The sequence below is a fragment of the Roseisolibacter agri genome (assembly GCF_030159095.1).
Taxonomy (GTDB): Bacteria; Gemmatimonadota; Gemmatimonadetes; order Gemmatimonadales; family Gemmatimonadaceae; genus Roseisolibacter; species Roseisolibacter agri.
The window spans coordinates 624,907-643,716 of the sequence record NZ_BRXS01000005.1 but is presented as its reverse complement, the minus strand read 5'-3'; the positions used below and the strand labels follow the sequence as shown (position 1 = coordinate 643,716).

The following is an 18,810-nucleotide window of genomic DNA, read 5'->3' as shown; positions in this document are numbered from 1 at the left end:
CGCGTGCCGCGCACGCACCGACTGGGCGTCACGCGCACGGCGACCACGCGGTCGCCGATGCGGAGATCAACGCGGCGGCCTGACCGTCAGCCGCGGTCGATCGCCCCGGTCGCGCGCAGGTCAGCTCGCGGGGTGCTGGAGCACGTGACAACCGGCGGTCGCGGCGCGGAGCAGGGCGAAGCGCTCGATGCGCACCTCCTCCCGGTAGTTGGCGCGCAGCCACGCATCGAACGTCGGGAACTGCGGCACGGCGACGGCGCGCACGACTGGATCGCCGACGTCGAACACCACGTAGCACGGGGGACGTTGCCCGAGCGCGTGCAGGAACTCGGCACGGAAGCGCGGCTGCAATGAGGTGCCGGCCCCGGCGAGCAGCGGGTAGGGGTAGATGAAGCGTCCCGGGATCCGCCGCTGGGCGAGATACGGCACCGACGCGGCGTAGCCCCAGACGAGCACGCCGTCCTGCGCGCTGGTCCGGGCGGCGATGTACCGGGCCGCTTCGTGCTCCGCACGGAAGGAGCTCGCCGAGCCCTGACGGTAGCCCGTGTGATAGTCCCACAGGGCCTCGCGTGTCGCGCCATCCCGCAGCGCGCGCGCGCCCCGGAGGGTGTAGATGGCCGGCGTGCGCGCGGCCACGACGAGGAGGGCCAGCGCAAGGACCAGCGGAAGCAGTGCGGCGATGCCCCCCGCCCCAGCGCGCGCCCGCTCCCCGACCGCGAGTCGGCGGCGCAGTCCGGAGACGCCGAGCGTCGTGAGCAGGGCGAGCGGCGGAATGGTCGGCAGCCAGTGCTGGCGCCAGAACCGTCCCTGGAGGAGCACGAAGCCGATCGTGCAGAGCGTCCACGCGATGCCGACATGCGTGGCGCGGCGCACGTCGGCGTGTGGATCACGGCTGCCGATCCACGCACCAGCGCCCGCCAGCACGATGCCGTAGCCGATGGTGGGATCGGAGCCGACGTATCGGAGCAGGCTGCCGACGCGCGGTCCCCAGCCCGCCTGCGCCTCCCCGGCATACACCTTCACGTTGAACACGAGGTACGCCTCCACGAACGCCCGCAGCACCCCAGCCAACCACATCACCCCGAGGACCGCCACCCCGACGCCGAGACCCGCGAGCGCCACCGCCATCAGGTCGGAGAGTCGCGCCTTGTGGTCGCGTGCCCGATCGCTGCCGATGGCGACGAGCACCGGCACGATCAGCGCGGCGTAGAACGGCTTGGAGAACGTGCAGAGGCCGATCACGCCACCGGCGAGCGCGAGCCAGCGGCGCATCGGGGGGTCACCCGCGGTTCGGCGTCGGAGCAGCGGCGCCAACGCGCCGGCGAAGAGCATTCCCGCCCAACCGTCGGGCTGTGCCAGGCTGCCCGGTGACGAGGACGCCCACCACAGCGCGGCGAGCACGCCACAGAACACGCCGGCGATCCGCCCTTCGAGTGCGGCGACGGCTCGGGCGAGTGGAACGACGCCGAGGGCGAGCACGGCGAGATCGAGCAGCCGCACGCCCCACGTGTTCTGCCCGAACAGCGCCTGCGCCAGGCCATAGCCGTACATCACGAACGGCCCACGACTGTCGAAGACGTCCACGTACGGACGCCCTCCGGCGCGCAACACCCACCCCTGGTAGGCATGGATGCCGTTGTCGATGCCGAACGGGAACTGCAACGTCGCTCCCGCCCATGCGACGACGAGGAGGAGGACGCCGAGCACCACGACGCCCTGCAGCAGCGACGCGCGCGCGAACCGGGGAGGCGAGGACGACATGGTGCGGCGGCTCGAGATCGGGGAACGAACGACCGACGATGGCGCTACCGCCGCAGCGGTGGGCCCGGGACCGATGGACGCGTCCACTGCGACCTGGGACTGATAACACGACCGGTGTTCGCGGGGCAGACGGGAGCTCGCACCGCGCCACCGCGATCAGTCGCGCGGGGACCCGCGCTGCCGCGGGTCGGCCGGCCCGCCTCGCGGATCGGGAGCCGCGGCGCGAGGATGCCGCCGGCGTGGCGGGCACCGAGCGGCGCGGCGGCCGCGAGGACCGAGACGGCCGCGACCTAGCCGGTTCGGTCCAAATCGTTAAGCTGATGCGAGCGAGGCTGGTGCGCCCGGGGCGGGCAGGTGGCGCGTCGTACGGGTGCCGGACGTGGAGCGCCTGCCGTCCGCCAATGGCGCCCCCAATCCCATCCGAGCGGTGACATGCATCTGTCGATCGTCGTTCCCTGTTACAACGAAGAGAAGGTCATCGCGGAGACGCACCGGCGGCTCGTGGCCGTGCTGCGTCAGGGTGGCATCGACGACTACGAGCTGCTCTACGTCGACGACGGCAGCCGCGACGAGACGGCGACGATCCTGGGCGCTCTGCAAGCGACCGATCCGCAGGTCCGGGTGCTCCTGCTCTCACGGAACTTCGGACACCAGATCGCCATCAGCGCGGGCATCGAGCACGCGAGCGGCGACGCCGTCGTGCTGATCGATGCGGATCTGCAGGACCCGCCCGAGGTGGTCCTGGAGATGGTTCAGCGCTGGCGCGAGGGCTTCGACGTCGCCTACGGCGTGCGCGTCGACCGGCTCGGGGAGACCGCGTTCAAGCGCGCGACGGCCAAGATCTTCTATCGGGCGCTGAACCGTTTCAGCGACACCGAGATCCCGCTCGACGTGGGCGACTTCCGACTGATGGACCGTGCCGTCGTCGACGCCCTCATCTCCATGCCGGAGCGCGCGCGATTCATCCGCGGCATGGTGAGCTGGGTCGGCTTCAAGCAGGTGGCGGTCCCCTACACACGCGCACCGCGCTTCGCCGGCGAGACCAAGTACCCGCTGGTCAAGATGCTCCGCCTCGCGGTGGACGGGCTGACGTCGTTCTCGCTCGTCCCCCTGCGCCTCGCCTCATGGGTGGGGATTCTCTCCGCCGGGATCGCGCTGCTCGGGGTGATCTTCGCGATCGCCACGCGTCTGCTCACGGACCGCTGGGTGCCCGGCTGGGCGGCGCTGTTCGTCGCGGTCACCTTTTTCGGCGGCATCCAACTGCTCGCCCTCGGCGTCGTCGGCGAGTACGTGGGTCGCATCTACGCCGAGGCGAAGCGCCGTCCGCTCTACTTGCTGCGCTCTCGCCTCGGCTTCGAGAGCGACGTCCCGACGCCGCGCCAGGGCCGCGCGCTGCCCGAACCGGCGCGTGCGCCACGCCCTCCCTACACGCCACGGACCATCCGTCCCGATGGGCGCGAGCGCGCGCACCAGCTCAATCAGGTGCCGTGAGACCATCGCGCGACGACGCGCCATGCCCCCCCGATCAGTCGGCCGTGCGCCGTGCCGCGACGAAGTACTGCGCACCGAGGGGAACCCGGCGCAACAGCGGCTCCGCGACGCGAAGCGTGCGCAGCGCGTTCGGGAAGAAGAAGTAGTAGTACGGCGCGTCGGTCTCGAAGCCGGCGGAGCGGAGCGCCTTGCGCGTGTAGCCCGGGTCGAGGAGGATCACGCCCTCGTCGAACGGACACGCCCGCACGGCCCGCACCGTGAGCGGATTGCGCGGGTTGTGCTCGAAGATGAACAGCACGCCGTCGGCCGACAGCATCCGCCGAATCTCGCGCAGACACGCGACGTGCTCCGACCGATCGATGTGGTGGAAGACGCAGGCGGCGAAGGCAACGTCGAACGACGCGGGCGCGAACGGGAGCGTCGCCCCAGGTGAGTGCACGTACGCCGCGCGTCCCGAGGCGTCGAGCTCCCGCGCCCGGTCGATGCTCTCGCCCGAGACGTCGACGCCGGTGACCTGCGCGCCAGGAAGCGCGGTGGTCAGCGTGCGGGTGGACAGTCCGGTGCCGCATCCGAAGTCGAGCACGCGCGCCGGCACGCCTCCGAGCTCGCGCCGGCAGTACTCCGCCACGAGATCCGCCTTCAGCTGCGCGAAGAAGTCGACGGTCTCGCCGGAGCTGGTGATCGACGCGTTCACCACATCGGCGTAGCTCGCGGCGTAATCGTCGAAGAGCCGCTCGTTCGGATCGGCGCGCATGTCGGGATCAGCGGTGCTGGGGTGAGACCGGCGCGGGAGCAGCGCGCTGGGCGGACTCGCCCACTCGACGAAGCAGCCCGCCGCCAGTCACTCGACGCGGATCATCGCCAGGCGGACGGTGGGGGCCACCGCGCCACCGGTCGGCGAGCGCAGCTCCAGCAGCTGCGGCGCCGTCGGCGCGCCCGAGAGCTCGAAGAACGCCGTGCTCCAGCCGCGCAGCAGCAGGTCCTGGCTCTGGAACTCGCCGTACGTCACCGGGCGGACCGCGAGCGGGAAGACGCCCGGATAGCTCAGCGAGTTGAACGTGTTGAGGCCGCGCAGGATCTCGCGCCCGTTCCAGCTCGGGATCGAGAGCTGCGCGCGGGCGGGCGTGAGGCCGGGCGCGTCGTCCACGTACATCGCCAGCGCCCAGTCCGCGAGCATCTCCGCGGGCGGACGGCCGGTGCGCGCGGCGATGTTGGCGATGCCCGAGAGCCGCGGCTCCAGCGTCAGGTCGCGCAGGAACGCCGCCTCGTCGGTGCCGCCGTACTGGTCCACCGCCCACCGCACGAGCGACCAGCCGCTCGCGTAGTAGGTGGCGTTGAAGTCGTTGGACCCGGCGAACGGCGACAGGTCGCCCACGTTGCGGTAGTAGTACTGCAGCGTGGTCCAGTGCTTGGCCATCGAGAACGGGCGGTCGTCGCAGCGCGTCAGCTCGCACCCGACGCCGTTGTAGCCCGTGTTGCCGCGCCACGCCGCGTTCGAGAAGGTGCGCGCGAACAGCTCCTCGGACACGCGCGCCGTGGACTCCTCGAGCCACGAGTCCTCGTAGTTCGGGATGCCGCCGGCCGCGCGCGCGATCTTCTCGCCGAACGCGGTGATGTGCTTGACCTCGTGGATGGTCGTCGAGCGCAGGCTGTAGCGCCACGCGGCCGCGCCCTCGCCCTGCCGCGGCGCGCGGGCGTAGAACAGCTCCATCTCGTTGCTGGCCGCGAAGGCGGCCTCGCTCTTCGGGAAGAAGTTGCACGACGTGACGAAGCCCAGGACGTTGGGCATGCTGTCGTTGATGACCTTCGAGAAGATCATCCCGATCTTGCCGTCGCGGTCGAGCTGCTGGTCCATCGCCAGCGGGTTGCCGAAGTTGCGCTCGAGGATCGGGAACATCACCTGGTCGAACTCCTGCCCGACCTGGCGATACTCGGCGTCCATCGTGCCGGCCTGGCTGTTCCCGACGTCCTCGTAGACGACGCTGCGCGTGCCGACGTAGACGACGCGCGCGCGCACCGGGATGCCGCGCGCGCAGGTGCGCGACGACAGGTTGTAGACGTTGATCGACACCGTGTCGCCGAGCGACGGCGCCGCGACGGCGAGCGCCGCGCTCGAGGCGGACGGGGCCGCCGACGGCGACGGCGAGCGCGAGGCCGCCGGCCGGCGCGCGCGGCCCAGGAGGCGCGGGCCGGCGACGTCGCCACGCGCGCGGGCCGCGCGCAGCGCCGCCACCGGCGACCCCGCGCGGCGCACGAGCGCGCGCTCCCACTCCAAGCGCCCCGCGTGCTCGCGCGCCCCCTCGATCGCGCGGCGCTCGGCCGCGCTCGGCGCGGGCGCGGCGACCGTGCGCGAGGGCGCGACGACGCGGCTGGGCGTGCGCACGGCCAGCGGCTGCGTGCCCGTCACGCCGCCGGTCGTGCCGCGGAGCTGCGCGAACACCAGGCGGTCGCCCGACTGGTCGGTGTTGAAGACGCTGACGACGTAGCGGCCACCGCCGTCGAGCTGCGTGCAGCGCGCCTCGTCGGCGGTCAGCGCCGCGACGCTCTCGCCCACGCGGAGCGAGCGGCGGGTCGCGACCGGGAGCACGGCGCCGCGCCGCACCGAGTCCACGATGCCGGTGCCGAGGTTGCGCCGCACCGTGACCGCGCCGCCGCTGGGCGGCGCGCAGGGGAGCGCACTGACGGCCGGCACGGTCGCGCGGATGCGCGTCGGCGTGACCTCGAGGACGCTCGCCTTCACGCCGGAGACCCACACCTCGGTGCCGGCACCCGTCTGCACGAAGCCGGCGCCGTCGACGGTGACGGTGCCGCCCGGCACGAGCGTGTCGGGCGAGATGCGCGCGATGCTCATCGCGCTGACCGCGTCCACGCGCACGGTCAGGCGGGCGCGGGCGGTGTCGCTGGTGACCTCGATGGCGGTGGTGCCGGGGGCGCGGGCGATCAGGCGCCCCGCGTCGTCCACGGTGACCACGGTCGGGTCGCCGCTGCGCCAGGTGATCGGCGCGCCCGTCACCTGGTTCCCGAACCGGTCGGCGACGACGGCGCTCAGCGCGACGGTGATGCCCGGGACGAGCCCGAGCGAGCTGTCGCCCTGGACGCGCACGGTGGCCGGACGGCCGGCCGCGGCGGTGGCCGTCAGCACGGTCCGCACGCTCGACGAGCCCGTCGACGCGGCGAGCGTCTGCGCGCCCGCCGCGGAGCCCAGCGTCCACGTCGTGGACGCGACGCCGTCGGCGTCGGTGGCGCTGGTGGCCGGCGTCGCGCGCCCGCCGTCGGTGGGCGTCCACGTCACGGTGGTGCCCTTCACGGCACGGCCGCCCGCGTCGGCGACGCGCACGCGGACCGGCGTCGTGAGGTCGGCGCCGACGGTACCCGCGAGCGCGGTGCCGGGGTCGGCCGCGCCGATCGTGGCGGGCGAGGGCGGCGGCCCGTCGCCCCCGCCGCCACAGGCGGTCAGGCCGCCGGCGGCGAGGCCGAAGGCGAGCGGGAGCAGGGCGGCGCGCGACCGGACGCGTCCGGCAGGTCTGGACGCAGGGCGAGCGCCCCCGGGGACGGCCGCGGACGTGCGCGGCCGGAGGCGGTCGGAGAGGTTCGAGACCATCGGGACTGCGAGAGGGGGCGGCGGGATTGCCGTCGACGACGTGCAGACAGGGCGCGTGGCACCGGGGTAACCGGGAGCGCACGCGCGACCATCTATAATGCTACCCCACACCGGCCGGATCGGCCATTTTCCCGAACGCGTTCCGGTCCCGCATGCCGCATCGGCACCGGCGCCGCCGCGTTCGATCCCGTCCGACCCATCCGTGCGCCCATCCGGGCGCCGTCCGCCGTCTTCCGCCCCGCGCATGTCCAGCGACCTCGCCACCGCCCGCCCGCCCCTGACCCTCCTCTCGGAGGAAGAGGTCATGTTCCGCGACGCCGTGACCGCCCTGGCCGAGGGGGAGGTCCGCCCGCGCGTCCACGCCATGGAGGAGGCCGGCAAGGTCGACCCCGCCCTCACGAGGCAGTTCTTCCAGATGGGGCTGATGGGGATCGAGCTGCCCGAGGCGGTGGGCGGCGCCGGGGGCACGGCGATGATGATCGTCCTCGCGGTCGAGGAGCTGAGCAAGGTGGACGCGTCCGCGGCCATCCAGGTGGACGTGCAGAACACGCTCGTCGAGTACCCGCTGGCGACCTACGGCACCGAGGAGCAGCGGCAGCGCTGGCTCTCGCGCCTGACCGCCAACACGGTGGGCGCCTACGCGCTCTCCGAGCCGGGCTCGGGCTCCGACGCCTTCGCGCTCGCGACGCGCGCCACGAAGGTCGACGGCGGCTGGCGCCTCTCGGGCGCCAAGGCCTGGATCACGAACGGCGCCGAGGCGGAGCTGTTCGTCGTCTTCGCGACCACCGATCCGGCGCTGGGCTACAAGGGGATCACGGCGTTCGTCGTCGAGAAGGGGACCGAGGGCTTCAGCATCGGCCGCAAGGAGGACAAGCTCGGGATCCGCGCCAGCAGCACCACCGCGCTGCACTTCGATAACGCCTTCGTGCCCGACGCGGACGTGCTGGGCGAGATCGGCAAGGGGTACAAGATCGCGATCGACACGCTGAACGTCGGCCGCATCGGCATCGGCGCGCAGATGATCGGCGTCGCCGGCGGCGCCCTGGCCGCGGCCACGGCCTACCTGAAGGAGCGCAAGCAGTTCGGGAAGCCGCTGGCGGAGTTCCAGGGGATCCAGTTCCAGGTCGCGCAGGCGGCCACGGAGCTGGAGGCCGCGCGGCTGATGGTCTACAACGCGGCGCGCCTCAAGGACGCGGGCCAGGACATCGCGCGGGAGGGCGCGATGGCGAAGCTCTACTCGTCGCAGGTGGCGGAGCGCGTGACGTCGCTGTGCGTGGAGCTGTTCGGCGGGTACGGCTACACGAAGGAGTACCCGGTCGAGAAGTTCTACCGCGACGCGAAGATCGGCACGATCTACGAGGGGACGTCGAACATGCAGCTGCAGACGATCGCCAAGGCCGTGCTGCGCTGAGCGACCCCTGCGAGCCGCGCATCCCCTCCTACCCTCCCGCCCGCACCGATGGCCGATCCCTTACCGATCTCCGTCGTCATCCCAGCGTACAACGCGGCCGAGACGCTCGCCGAGACGCTCGCCAGCGTGGCCGCCCAGACCTGCCCGCCGAGCGAGATCGTCGTCGTGGACGACGGCTCCACCGACGACACGGCGGCGCTCGCGCGGCAGCTGGGAGCGCGGGTGGTGCAGCAGACGAACCGGGGACTCTCGGCGGCGCGCAACGCCGGCATCCGGGCGGCGTCGCAGCCGTGGATCGCCCTGCTGGACAGCGACGACCTGTGGGCGCCGACGAAGCTCGCGCACCAGTGGCGCGCGGTGACCGCACACCCCGACGTCGGGATCGTCGCCACCGACCACGCGCAGTTCTTCGAGGATGGGTCGCCGGAAGTGCCGTCCGTGTTGACGACGATGGGCGAGACCTATCGCGTCCTGGGAGGTCAGGTGCGCGAGGCGGGCGTTCGCTACTTCCCGGACATCCGGGAGCAGATCCACGCCGCGGGGCACTTCCTGATCCCGTCGACGATCCTCGCGCGTCGCCAGCTACTCGTCGACGCCGGCCTGTTCGACGAGTCGTTCCGCATCGTCGAGGACGTGGAGTGCTTCCTCCGGCTCGTGAACCGGGCGCCACTCGCCGTGGTGGAGGAGCCCCTCATGCGTTACCGCGTGCGAGCGACCAGCCTGTCGCGCAGCTACCTGCGCATGCTGCGCGGCATGATCCAGCTGCACGACGTGATGGACGCGAAGCAGGAGGCGTATCCCCCCCACGTGCTCGGCGTGTTCCAGCGCGCGCTTCCGGGGCGACTGCGGGAGGCCGGCGTCCTGCTGCTCGAATCGGGAGCGACCGCGGACGCGCGCCCCCTGCTGCGGCGCGCGCTCCTGGCCAGTCCGAGCCCGAAGAACGCGGCGATCCTGATGCTGGCCTGGATGCCCGCGCCACTGCGGCGGCGCCTCGTGGCCGCCTACCGCCGTCGGGCGCCGGCCGCCTGATGCCCTCCGGAGCGGGCGTGACGTCGACGACCGGCGCTCGTCCCGGACCCAGGGGTCACGTCCGCGGCGCCGCCGCGCCGGCGCCAGCCGGCGTGCCGACGATTCCGGTGCGCCCGTGCGGCCGCCTCGGCGATCCGATACCTTGAGGCGGCGCCGTCGCTCGATACCGCGGATCGCGCCGACCGTCGTCGCGCGATTGGCGACCGCTTGCCGCGTCGCCACGCCTCCATCGCCTAATCGGACATGCCCTTCTCCGTTAGCGCTCTCAAACCGCAGTTCCTGCACGAGACGTACTGGTACCGGGCACACTTCGGCCACGTGGCGGGCACGCGCGTGTGGCGACGGATGGCGGCCGTCGCCAACGCGCCTCCAGGGTCGCCGCCAATGTCGGTGACCGTGCCCGGGCTCGCGCATCCGCTGCTGCTTCGTCCCGGCACCTCCGACGTCGCGGTGTTCGAGCAGGTGTTCCTGCACGGGGCGCTGGACTTCCCGCTGTCGCCGGCGCCGACGTATATCGTCGACGCAGGCGCGAACATCGGACTCGCCAGCATCTATCTGCTCGCGAAGTACCCGACGGCGCAGATCGTCGCGCTCGAGATCGAGGAGTCGAACTTCGAGCTGCTCCGTCGCAACACCCGCCACTATCCGAACGTGACGCCCATCCAGGCGGCGTTGTGGAGCCACCGCACGGAGCTCGAGCTGGTGGACTCCGACGCGGACAAGTGGGCGTTCCAGGTCCGCGCCCCCGAGGACGCCACGCCGTCGCTGCCGACCACGCGGACGACGCGCGTGCCGGCGCTGGGAGTGACCGACGTGCTCGCGCGCACGCAGTGGCCCCGGATCGACCTGCTGAAGGTCGACATCGAGGGGGCCGAGTGTGAGGTGTTCACGCCCGCCGCCAGCGACTGGCTCGGGCACGTGCGCGTCATCGCGGTCGAGCTGCACGATCGCCTTCGACCCGGCTGCGAGGCCGCGGTCCTCGACGCGCTCGGCACGCGGCCGTTCCGGCGCTCCCAGGCCGACGACTACACGGTGCTGGATCTCTCCGCGTAGTCGCTGCCGCTCGCGTCCGACGCTGTGCCCGCACCGCCGGCGGTCCCGTGGCGATGTGGTGCCCGTGCCGCGCCGACGGCCGACCCTTCTCTCCAACCATCGCCTGCCGCGATGCCTCGCACCGTCGAGCGTTCCGGTGCGCGTCCGATGAGCCGTTTCTCCGATGAATCAACGACGCGTTAGTGGCAACTTCGAGCACATTGACGGGGCAGGTGCGCTCGCGGTTGGGCTCCCTTCCCCGGAGGTGCCCGCGGGCGCCGCGACGAACCGTGGCGCGCCCGCCCAGACCGGAGGGCCCCGGCGGGCGCCGCTCAGCGAGCGCGTGATCACGCCCGAGGGCGCGACCACCGTCAGCGTGGCGGTGCGCGAGATCCACGAGCATCGCGACCTGCTCCTCCAGCTGGCCCAGCGGGACGTGCGCGTGCGCTACAAGCAGGCCGCGATGGGCTTCGCGTGGGCCATCCTGACGCCGCTGCTGGTGATCGGTGCCGGTACGCTCCTCCGCCTCGCGGTGGCGTCGATGGCCGGCGTGCAGCTGGATCGGTCCGAGGTCGGGTCGCTCGCGCTCAAGGCGTTTCCGTGGGCCTTCTTCGCCGGCGCGATCGGCTTTGCGGTGCAGAGCATCACGGGCAACCTGACGCTGGTCACCAAGGTCTACTTCCCGCGCGCGGTACTGCCGCTCGGCTCGGTGCTCGCGCAGCTGTTCGACCTCGCGATCGGCTGCCTCGCGCTCGTGCTGCTCCTGCCGTTCCTCGGCGCGCAGCTGACGCCTGCGCTGCTGTGGGCGCCGCTCCTGCTGGTGCTGCTCGTGTGCCTGACGGCGGGCGTCGGCGTCTTCCTGGCGTGCGCCAACCTGTTCTTCCGCGACGTGAAGTACATCACGCAGGTGATGCTCACGTTCGGCGTCTTCTTCACGCCGGTCCTCTTCGACGCCACGGCCTTCGGCGCGCGGGGCGTCCGCCCGCTCATGATGAACCCGCTGTCCCCGCTCTTCGAGGGACTCCGCCTGTCCATCATGGAGGGCCACAACCTGCTGGAGCCGTTGACAGTGCTCGCGAAGGCCGGGCCGGTGGTGGCGTGGGAGCCGTGGTTCCTCGCCTACAGCGCGGCCTGGAGCATCGGCGGCCTCCTCTTCGCGCTCGTGCTCTTCCAGCGCACGCAGTTCCTGTTCGCTGAATACGTCTGAGGGGCATCTGATGAGCGGTGCAGCAGTCCAGGTCACCGACCTGTGGAAGCGTTTCCATCGCGGCGAGCGCCAGGACAGTCTCCGCGATCTCATCCCATCCCTGTTGCGTCGGTCGCGCCCGGGCGCGCGGAGCGCGGCGACGCTGCGCGACGACGACTTCTGGGCGGTGCGCGAGGTCCAGTTCGGCGTCGAGTTCGGGGAGGCGCTCGGTATCATCGGTCCGAACGGCGCGGGCAAGTCGACGATGCTCAAGCTGCTGACGGGCATCCTCCGCCCGACGCGCGGCGAGATCCGGATGCGCGGCCGGCTGGCGTCGCTCATCGAGGTGTCAGCCGGCTTCCACCAGGACCTGACCGGCCGCGAGAACGTCTACCTCCAGGGCGCCGTCATGGGCATGTCCCGGCGAGAGGTCGATCGCCGCCTGGACAGCATCATCGACTTCTCGGGGATCGAGACGTTCATCGACACGCCGGTGAAGCGCTACTCCTCGGGCATGAACGCGCGCCTCGGCTTCGCCATCGCCGTGCACCTGGATCCCGATGTGCTGGTCATCGACGAGGTGCTGTCGGTGGGCGACATGGCGTTCCAGGAGAAGTGCGTCCAGCGCATGAAGGCGTTCAAGCGTGACGGCGTGGCCATCGTCTTCGTGTCGCACAACATGCAGGCGATCGGCGACCTGTGCGACCGCGCGCTGGTCCTCAAGTCGTCACCGCGCTACCTGGGCGAGGTGGGCGAGGCGATCGCGCGTTACCTCGGGCTGGCCGGCAGCGGAGACGAGACGATGGGTGACGGCGCAGCGGTCCTCGACGTGCGCCTGACCGATCGGCAGGGACGCACGGTGGAGGCCGTGGCGCCGCACACGCCACTGCGCCTGGAGGTCGTGGTCCGTGCGGACGTCGACATCCCGGACGCGATCTTCAGCTTCATCGTGCATCGCGCCACCGACTCGCTGTGCGTCTACGACGGCAACTTCACGACCGAGGAGCTGCGACTGGGTCCGCTGCGCGCTGGCCAGACGCTCACGGTCCGCTTCGATCACGTCGCGCATCTGGCGCGCGGCCAGTATGCCTACAAGTTCGTCCTCCACGACCCGCAGCTGGCCAAGCACCGGCTCTCCGTGCTGCCCGTGGCTGGCCTGCGGGTCGACGAGATGCGCACGTGGTCGGGAGTGGCAGACCTCTCCGTGGAAGCGAGCGCACTCGGGTAGTAGCGCGATGGGCGAGCCGCGCGGCGAGGCAGGACGCGACCGCCCGCCGCGCATGCCGGCGCCGACGCGGCGCTACTGCCAGAACGTCGGGCGGATGAGGGCCGCGACGCTCCGAGCGCGCCGCGACGCCGACGACGGCGGACGAACGAGACGGGCCCCGGCACAGATGCGCCGGGGCCCGTCTCGTTCGTCCGCGCCACCCCGCTCAGGGCAGCGCCGTCGCCAGCGGGATGCTCGACCCGTACTTCGCGTTGATCGCGCGGATGATGTCGTTCGCGATCTCCACGTGCGCCGACGCCGACGGGTGGATGCCGTCGAACGAGAGCGCGGTGCCGTACGGCGCCGCGGTCGACGTGAGGTTCGGGATCGGCGAGATCACCGCCGGGTTCTGCTTCAGGCGCGCGAGCGTCGTGTTCGGGTCGTAGTACGCCCAGCCGAGCGCCGCCGCGCGCTGCGCGATGTACGCGTTGTACGCGGCCACGCGCGTGCTCAGCGCCGCCGTCTCGGCGGCGTCGAGGATGCCGCTCGTGCCGATCGTGCCCGCGCCCGGGATGGTGATGGGCGCGCAGGCGAACGGGATCGCCTGGTTGGCCGGCAGCGCCTGGGCCGCGGCGGCCACCGTCAGTAGGTAGCCCACCGACACGCCGGCCGTCGTCGTGGCCGTGCAGTTCGGCAGGATCTGCAGCGTGCGCCCGTTGCGCAGGAAGCCCTGCTCGAACGCGGTGCGGAAGCCGCCGATGTTGTTGACGATCGCCTGCGCCGTGAACACCGACGGCACGTTGGTCACGTTCACGACGCCGATCAGCAGCCCGTGCTTCTCCTGCACCGCCGGCGTGTTCGCGAGCCCGGCGAGGATGCGGTCGTAGTTGGCCGTGAAGGTGGCCACCGGCGTGGCGTTCGTCGTGTCGCCGCCGAGCGCGGAGCCCAGCACGTCGTTGTTGCCGATCCAGACGCTGACGAACGTCGGGTCCTCGGCCGCCGCCAGCTCGACCTGCGTGCGCCCGCCGAGGATCAGCGTCGTGAGCGGGTTGCCGCTGGAGCCGGGCGCGTTGGTGACGTTCGCCGAGTTGGCGCCCGGCACCGCGACGTTGTTGAGGAAGGTCGTCGTCGAGGTGCGCGCGCAGACGGTGCTCGGGCGCGTGAACGTGCCGGCGGCCGCCTGGAACGCGGTGATCGCGTCGGGCAGCGGCGCGCAGCCGGGCCCCGTGAGGAACGGCGCGGAGTAGCTGGTGCCCAGCGCGCGCGCGATCAGCGCCGGGTAGGCGCGGCGCTGCGTCGAGTCGTTGATGCCGCCCGACTGGTAGCCGGCGGTGATGCTGTTGCCGATCGCGACGTAGCGGCTCATGAACGCCGCGTTGGCCGTCGCCGGCGGCGCGGGCGCGAGCAGCAGCTCGGGATCCTTGGCGCAGGCGCCGGCCAGAACGACGGCCGCGACGGGCAGCGCGCGGGAGAAGGTGGAAGTCCGCATCAGAAGCGCGCCTTGAGGCTGACGGAGAAGATGTTCGCGTTGAGCGCGTACCAGCCGCTGTTCAGCGTCTGGACCGTCTGCGACGGCGTGAGGCTCTCGGGACGCTCGTCGGTGCGGCCGCGGCGGCCCTCGGTCTCGACGCGCAGGTAGGCCGCGTCGAGCGTGAGGCTGCCGCCGAGCGGGATGCCGAGACCGCCCGAGAAGTTGTAGCGGTTCATGTCGGGGAGCAGCGGCGTCACCGTCTGGTCGGGCGCCGGCGACTCGGCATAGCTGAAGCCCAGGCGGCCGGCGACGCCGTTCAGCATCCCGCCGGTCACGCCGGCGCTGCCGAAGCGGTGCTCGAGGCCCACGCGGTACGAGCTGATGTCCTCGTACTCCTCGATCAGCGTGCGCGTGAGCGGCGACGCGGCGCCCGACGCGGTGGCCGGGAAGGTCACGGGCAGCACGTCGAACGAGCTCCAGAACGTGCGGCCGTAGTCGGCGGAGAGCGTCGTGCCCGGAATTCCGGTGAAGCCGATGCCGACCTGGAACTGCGCCGGGTGCTCGATCTCCGTGCTCGCCGTCTGCCCGGGCGCGAGCGTGCCGCCGGCCTGGAACTGCGGCGCGGTGAGCTGCGCGAGCGTCGTGCCGGCCGGCGCGCCGAGCGCGTTGCCGCCCGGCAGCACGTAGGACGACGCGGTCGCCGACGGCGTGAACGTCGCGTCGGCGTCGTCGTACTCGAACTTCACGCTCGTCAGGTAGCGCGCGCCGAGGCTCAGGCTCGGCGTGAGCTTGAGCTGCGCGCCGACGTGCGCGCCGTAGGCGAGCTTGCTGCCGCCCTTGATCTGCGCGGTCGCGAACTCGGTGCCGGGCGCGAAGCCGAGCTGGCCGAAGCGCGTGCCGGCCGGCGCGGGCGCGGGCGCCAGCTGCTGCGAGAAGTCGATCGCCTGGCGGATCTCGATCGACGAGTGGCCGATCACCGGGCCGGCGCCGATGGAGAAGCGGCCGGGCACGAGGTCAAAGCCGATCGTCGGCTGCACGTAGATCGTCTGCAGCGACGCCTTCTGCGCCGCGAAGCGCCCGCTGAAGTCGTCCGCCCACTGCGACGTGAGGCCGTAGGGCACGTACGCCGCGACGCCGAGCGCGAGCCGGCTGCTCGTCGGGCCGCTGCCCTTCCACGTGGCGCCGAGGAACGGCGGGAACTCGACCGGGACGTCGCCCTCCTCGCGACGCGCGGTGACGTCGTGCGTGAAGCTGCCCTTCACCTGGATGGCGGTCACGCCGCCGTAGAGCGAGAGCCCGCGCGGGACGCTGGCCGTGGCGCCGGGGTTCCAGTACAGCACCGAGGCGTCCTCGCAGGGCGCGCCGGTGACGGCGAAGCCGCGCGCGATCGCGCAGCTGCCGATCTCGTTCAGGCCGAACCCCTGCGCATGTGCGGGGGACGCCGCCGCCGACAGCACGGTCGCGAGCACCAGCGCGGGAGCACCGCCGGCTCGCACCGCCCGGCGGGCGTGCGCACGAAACTGCATCGTGTCGATCTCCTTGTTCTGCGGAAGAGGAGACCGGGCCCGTCCACGACGTGGCGAGCCCGGTCGAGGCGCGCGGCGTCGGACCATGTCGCGAGGCGCAAACGCCGCGTCGCACGTGCCGGACGCTCACATGATGCCGTCGTCAGGGCAAGGCCCGTGCAGCGACGGCGCGCGCGCACACGGAATCGGCGTGATTTCCACGCGCGCGCATGACACGCACCTCATCATCGTGACGCGGACGCATGCCGCCGCGCGCGGCCGCGGCGTATTTTCGTGCAGCCCCTCCTCCATTCCCTCCCCCACCGCACCCGTGCTCAGACTTCTCTCCCGGCTCGCGCCGCTCCTTCTCGCGGCCACCGCGCGCGCGCAGGCGCCCGCCGCCGCGGCCGCCGCGCCCGCGGACCTGGTCGTCACCAACGCGCGCATCTACACGGTGGACGGCAGCCGGCCGCTCGCCGCGGCGATGGCGATCCGCGGCGGGCGCGTGCAGTTCGTCGGCGACGCGCGCGGCGCGCTCGCGCTCAAGGGGAACGCGACGCGCGTGCTCGATCTCGGCGGCCGCGCGGTGATCCCGGGCATGGTGGATGCGCACGGCCACCTGTCGGGGCTCGGCCTCGGGCTCCGCAACGTGGACCTCGTGGGCACGACGTCGTACGACAGCGTGATCGCCCGCGTGGCGGCGCGCGCGCGCACGACGCCCAAGGGACAGTGGATCGTCGGGCGCGGCTGGGACCAGAACGACTGGGGCGACACGCGCTTCCCGACGCACGAGGCGCTCTCGCGCGCGGTGCCCGACCACCCGGTGTACCTGGAGCGCGTCGACGGCCACGCGGGGCTCGTGAACGCCGCCGGCATGCGCGCCGCGAACATCACGCGCGAGACGAAGGACCCGGAGGGCGGGCGCCTGGAGCGCACGAGCGACGGCACGCCGACGGGCGTGTTCGTCGACCGTGCCCAGGGCCTCGTCGAGCGCGCGATCCCCAACGCCACGCGCGAGCAGTTGCGCGACGCGCTGCGCGCCGCCACGCGCGAGCTGCACCGCTACGGCCTGGTGGGCGTGCACAGCGCCGGCGAGAGCCGCTCGACGATCGAGCTGATGGAGGAGATGGCGCAGAAGGGGGAGCTGGACCTGCGCGCGAACGTCATGATCTCCGACGACAGCGCCGCGCTCGTGCACTACTTCGCGCGCGGGCCGCGCCGCGCGCTGCACGACGGCCGCCTCTGGGTGAGCAGCGTGAAGCTCTACGCCGACGGCGCGCTCGGCTCGCGCGGCGCGGCGCTGCTGGAGCCGTACGCGGACGATCCGAACAACAACGGCCTGCTCGTCTCCGCGCCGGCGCACATCCAGGAGGTCGCCGTGCGCGCGCTGCGCGCGGGCTTCCAGGTCAACACACACGCCATCGGCGACCGCGGCAACCGCCTGGTGCTCGACGCGTACGAGACGGCGCTGCGGCAGGTGCCCGTGGCCGACCACCGGTTCCGCGTCGAGCACGCGCAGATCCTCCACCACGAGGACGTGCCGCGCTTCGCGGCGCTGGGCGTGATCCCGAGCATGCAGGCCAGCCACCAGACGAGCGACATGTACTGGGCCGGCAACCGCCTCGGCACCGGCCGGCTGCTCGGCGCCTACGCGTGGCGCGCGCTCCTCGACGCGGGCTCGATCGTGCCGAACGGCAGCGACTTCCCGGTCGAGCTGGTGAACCCGCTCATCTCGTTCCACGCGTCGGTGTCGCGGCAGGACGCGCGCAACTGGCCGATCGGCGGCTGGTACCCGGAGCAGCGCATGACGCGCGACGAGGCGCTGAAGTCGATGACGCTGTGGCCCGCGTTCGCGGCGTTCCAGGAGCAGGAGCTCGGGTCGCTGGCGCCGGGCAAGCGCGCCGACTTCGTGGTGCTCGACCGCGACATCATGCGCGTGCCGGCCGAGGAGATCCTGGGGACGCGCGTGCTGGCGACGTACTTCGGCGGCAAGGCCGTGTACGAGGCGACGCCCTGACGAACGCCGTGCACGCCGCCCGCGTGGATGCGCGTGTGGACGCGCGCGGGCTGGCGGCCGCCGTGACGACGGCGCTCACCTGGGGCCTGGTGGGCACGATGGTGCGACTGCTCCCCGCGCTCACGCCGATCGAGGTGGTGGCCGGCCGGCTCGCGTTCGCGCTCGCGGCGGCGGTGCCCGCGCTGGCGGTGCCGCACGCGCGTGCGCAGGTGCGCGATGCCGCGCGGCGCGGGCCGGCGTGGGCGCTCGCGGCGCTCATGGGCGGCTACTACCTGCTGGCCGTGATCGCCTTCCGGCTGGCGCCCGTCGCCGACGTCGCGCTGCTGCTGGCGACCGCGCCACTGTGCGCGCTGGGCCTGCGCCGCCTGGGCGGCGCGGCCGTCACCGCGGCGGAGCGCGACGGCGCGCTGCTGGCCCTCGCGGGCGTCGCGCTGACGCTCGTGCCGTCGCTGCAGACCGCGCTCGCCGGCGCGGGCGACGCGGCGCGCCTGCGGCTCCTCGGCGACGCGCTGGCGCTCGCCGCGGCGACGGCGTCGGCGGCGTACGCGATGCGCTTCCGCGCCGCGCAGGCCGCGCGCACCGCGCCCACGCCGCTCGGCGTCGCGCTGCTGACCTTCGCGCTCGGGACCGCGGCGCTGGCCGCGCGCGCGCTCGTCGCCGGCGCGCCGCTCGTGCCGGTGTCGCGCCTCGACGTCCGCGCGCTCGGCGTGCTCGCGGCGCTCGGCGTCGTGTCGACGCTCGTGCCGACGCTGGCGTTCGCGACGGCCGCGCGGCGGCTGCCGCCGGTGCTCACGAGCGCGACGCAGCTGCTGGTGCCGGTGGTCTCCGCGCTCGCCGCCGCCGCAACGCTCGGCGAGCGGCCGTCCGCGTGGCTGCTGCCGGGCGGCGCGCTCGTCGCGATCGGGCTGCTGCGGCTGGTGCGCGGCACGCGTTGAGAAGCATCGGCGTCCCTTTGCCTTTGGGGGGATTCGGATCATCCGGATCATGCGGATACTTCGGATCGGTCCGTGTGCGCGCGACGTCCCGTGCGCCACACGGAGCGATCCGTCTGATCCGACGCATCCGGAGTATCCGTATCCTCTCCAAGAGGCCAACAGGT

13 protein-coding genes are annotated in these 18,810 nt (G+C 72.7%); 8 read left to right on the top strand and 5 right to left on the bottom strand.

The features are described 5' to 3' along the window. Nucleotides 1–120: 120 nt before the first annotated feature. Nucleotides 121–1,848, bottom strand: a complete 1,728-nt coding sequence (locus tag rosag_RS18270; protein ID WP_284351610.1) for an ArnT family glycosyltransferase — start codon at nt 1,846–1,848, stop codon at nt 121–123. 345 nt (nt 1,849–2,193) lie between these two features. On the opposite strand from rosag_RS18270, the gene rosag_RS18265 reads away from it, so the two are divergent. Further along, nucleotides 2,194–3,252: a glycosyltransferase family 2 protein gene (locus rosag_RS18265; RefSeq protein ID WP_284351609.1), complete on the top strand. Its 1,059-nt coding sequence runs from the start codon at nt 2,194–2,196 to the stop codon at nt 3,250–3,252. A gap of 34 nt (nt 3,253–3,286) precedes the next feature. Here the strand turns inward: rosag_RS18265 and rosag_RS18260 are convergent, their stop codons facing one another. Continuing rightward, complete coding sequence (locus rosag_RS18260) at nt 3,287–4,006, bottom strand: class I SAM-dependent methyltransferase (protein ID WP_284351608.1); 720 nt, start codon at nt 4,004–4,006, stop codon at nt 3,287–3,289. Between the two features lie 87 nt (nt 4,007–4,093). Beyond that, nucleotides 4,094–6,853 carry an IPT/TIG domain-containing protein gene (locus rosag_RS18255; RefSeq protein ID WP_284351607.1) on the bottom strand — a complete coding sequence of 920 codons (2,760 nt, stop codon included), beginning with the start codon at nt 6,851–6,853 and terminating at the stop codon, nt 4,094–4,096. 244 nt (nt 6,854–7,097) lie between these two features. On the opposite strand from rosag_RS18255, the gene rosag_RS18250 reads away from it, so the two are divergent. The 5 genes from rosag_RS18250 to rosag_RS18230 all read left to right on the top strand — a co-directional run bounded on the left by rosag_RS18250 (nt 7,098) and on the right by rosag_RS18230 (nt 12,739). Further along, nucleotides 7,098–8,264, top strand: coding sequence for an acyl-CoA dehydrogenase family protein (locus rosag_RS18250; RefSeq protein WP_284351606.1), 1,167 nt, complete (start codon nt 7,098–7,100; stop codon nt 8,262–8,264). A gap of 48 nt (nt 8,265–8,312) precedes the next feature. Next, entirely contained in the window at nt 8,313–9,293 is a 981-nt protein-coding gene (locus rosag_RS18245) for a glycosyltransferase family 2 protein (RefSeq protein ID WP_284351605.1), read from the top strand. Nucleotides 9,294–9,536: 243 nt separating this feature from the next. Further along, the gene (locus rosag_RS18240; protein ID WP_284351604.1) at nt 9,537–10,346 is read left to right on the top strand and encodes an FkbM family methyltransferase; all 810 of its coding nucleotides are present in this window, start codon (nt 9,537–9,539) and stop codon (nt 10,344–10,346) included. A gap of 322 nt (nt 10,347–10,668) precedes the next feature. Continuing rightward, nucleotides 10,669–11,532, top strand: a complete 864-nt coding sequence (locus tag rosag_RS18235; protein ID WP_284351603.1) for an ABC transporter permease — start codon at nt 10,669–10,671, stop codon at nt 11,530–11,532. A 103-nt stretch (nt 11,533–11,635) separates the two neighbouring features. Next, nucleotides 11,636–12,739, top strand: a complete 1,104-nt coding sequence (locus tag rosag_RS18230; protein WP_284351602.1) for an ABC transporter ATP-binding protein — start codon at nt 11,636–11,638, stop codon at nt 12,737–12,739. A gap of 205 nt (nt 12,740–12,944) precedes the next feature. Here rosag_RS18230 and rosag_RS18225 read toward each other — a convergent pair whose 3' ends face one another. Next, nucleotides 12,945–14,207 (bottom strand): SGNH/GDSL hydrolase family protein, encoded by a 1,263-nt coding sequence (locus rosag_RS18225; RefSeq protein ID WP_284351601.1) that lies wholly within the window; start codon nt 14,205–14,207, stop codon nt 12,945–12,947. Continuing rightward, the gene (locus rosag_RS18220) at nt 14,207–15,715 is read right to left on the bottom strand and encodes an OmpP1/FadL family transporter (protein WP_284351600.1); all 1,509 of its coding nucleotides are present in this window, start codon (nt 15,713–15,715) and stop codon (nt 14,207–14,209) included. Before rosag_RS18220 ends, rosag_RS18225 begins: the two co-directional genes overlap by 1 nt. Nucleotides 15,716–16,025: 310 nt before the next feature. Here rosag_RS18220 and rosag_RS18215 point away from each other — a divergent pair, with 310 nt between their 5' ends. Next, a complete protein-coding gene (locus rosag_RS18215) occupies nt 16,026–17,711 on the top strand; it encodes an amidohydrolase (RefSeq protein WP_284351599.1) in 1,686 nt (561 codons plus the stop codon). Between the two features lie 8 nt (nt 17,712–17,719). Next, entirely contained in the window at nt 17,720–18,646 is a 927-nt protein-coding gene (locus tag rosag_RS18210) for an EamA family transporter (RefSeq protein WP_284351598.1), read from the top strand. Nucleotides 18,647–18,810: the final 164 nt, after the last annotated feature.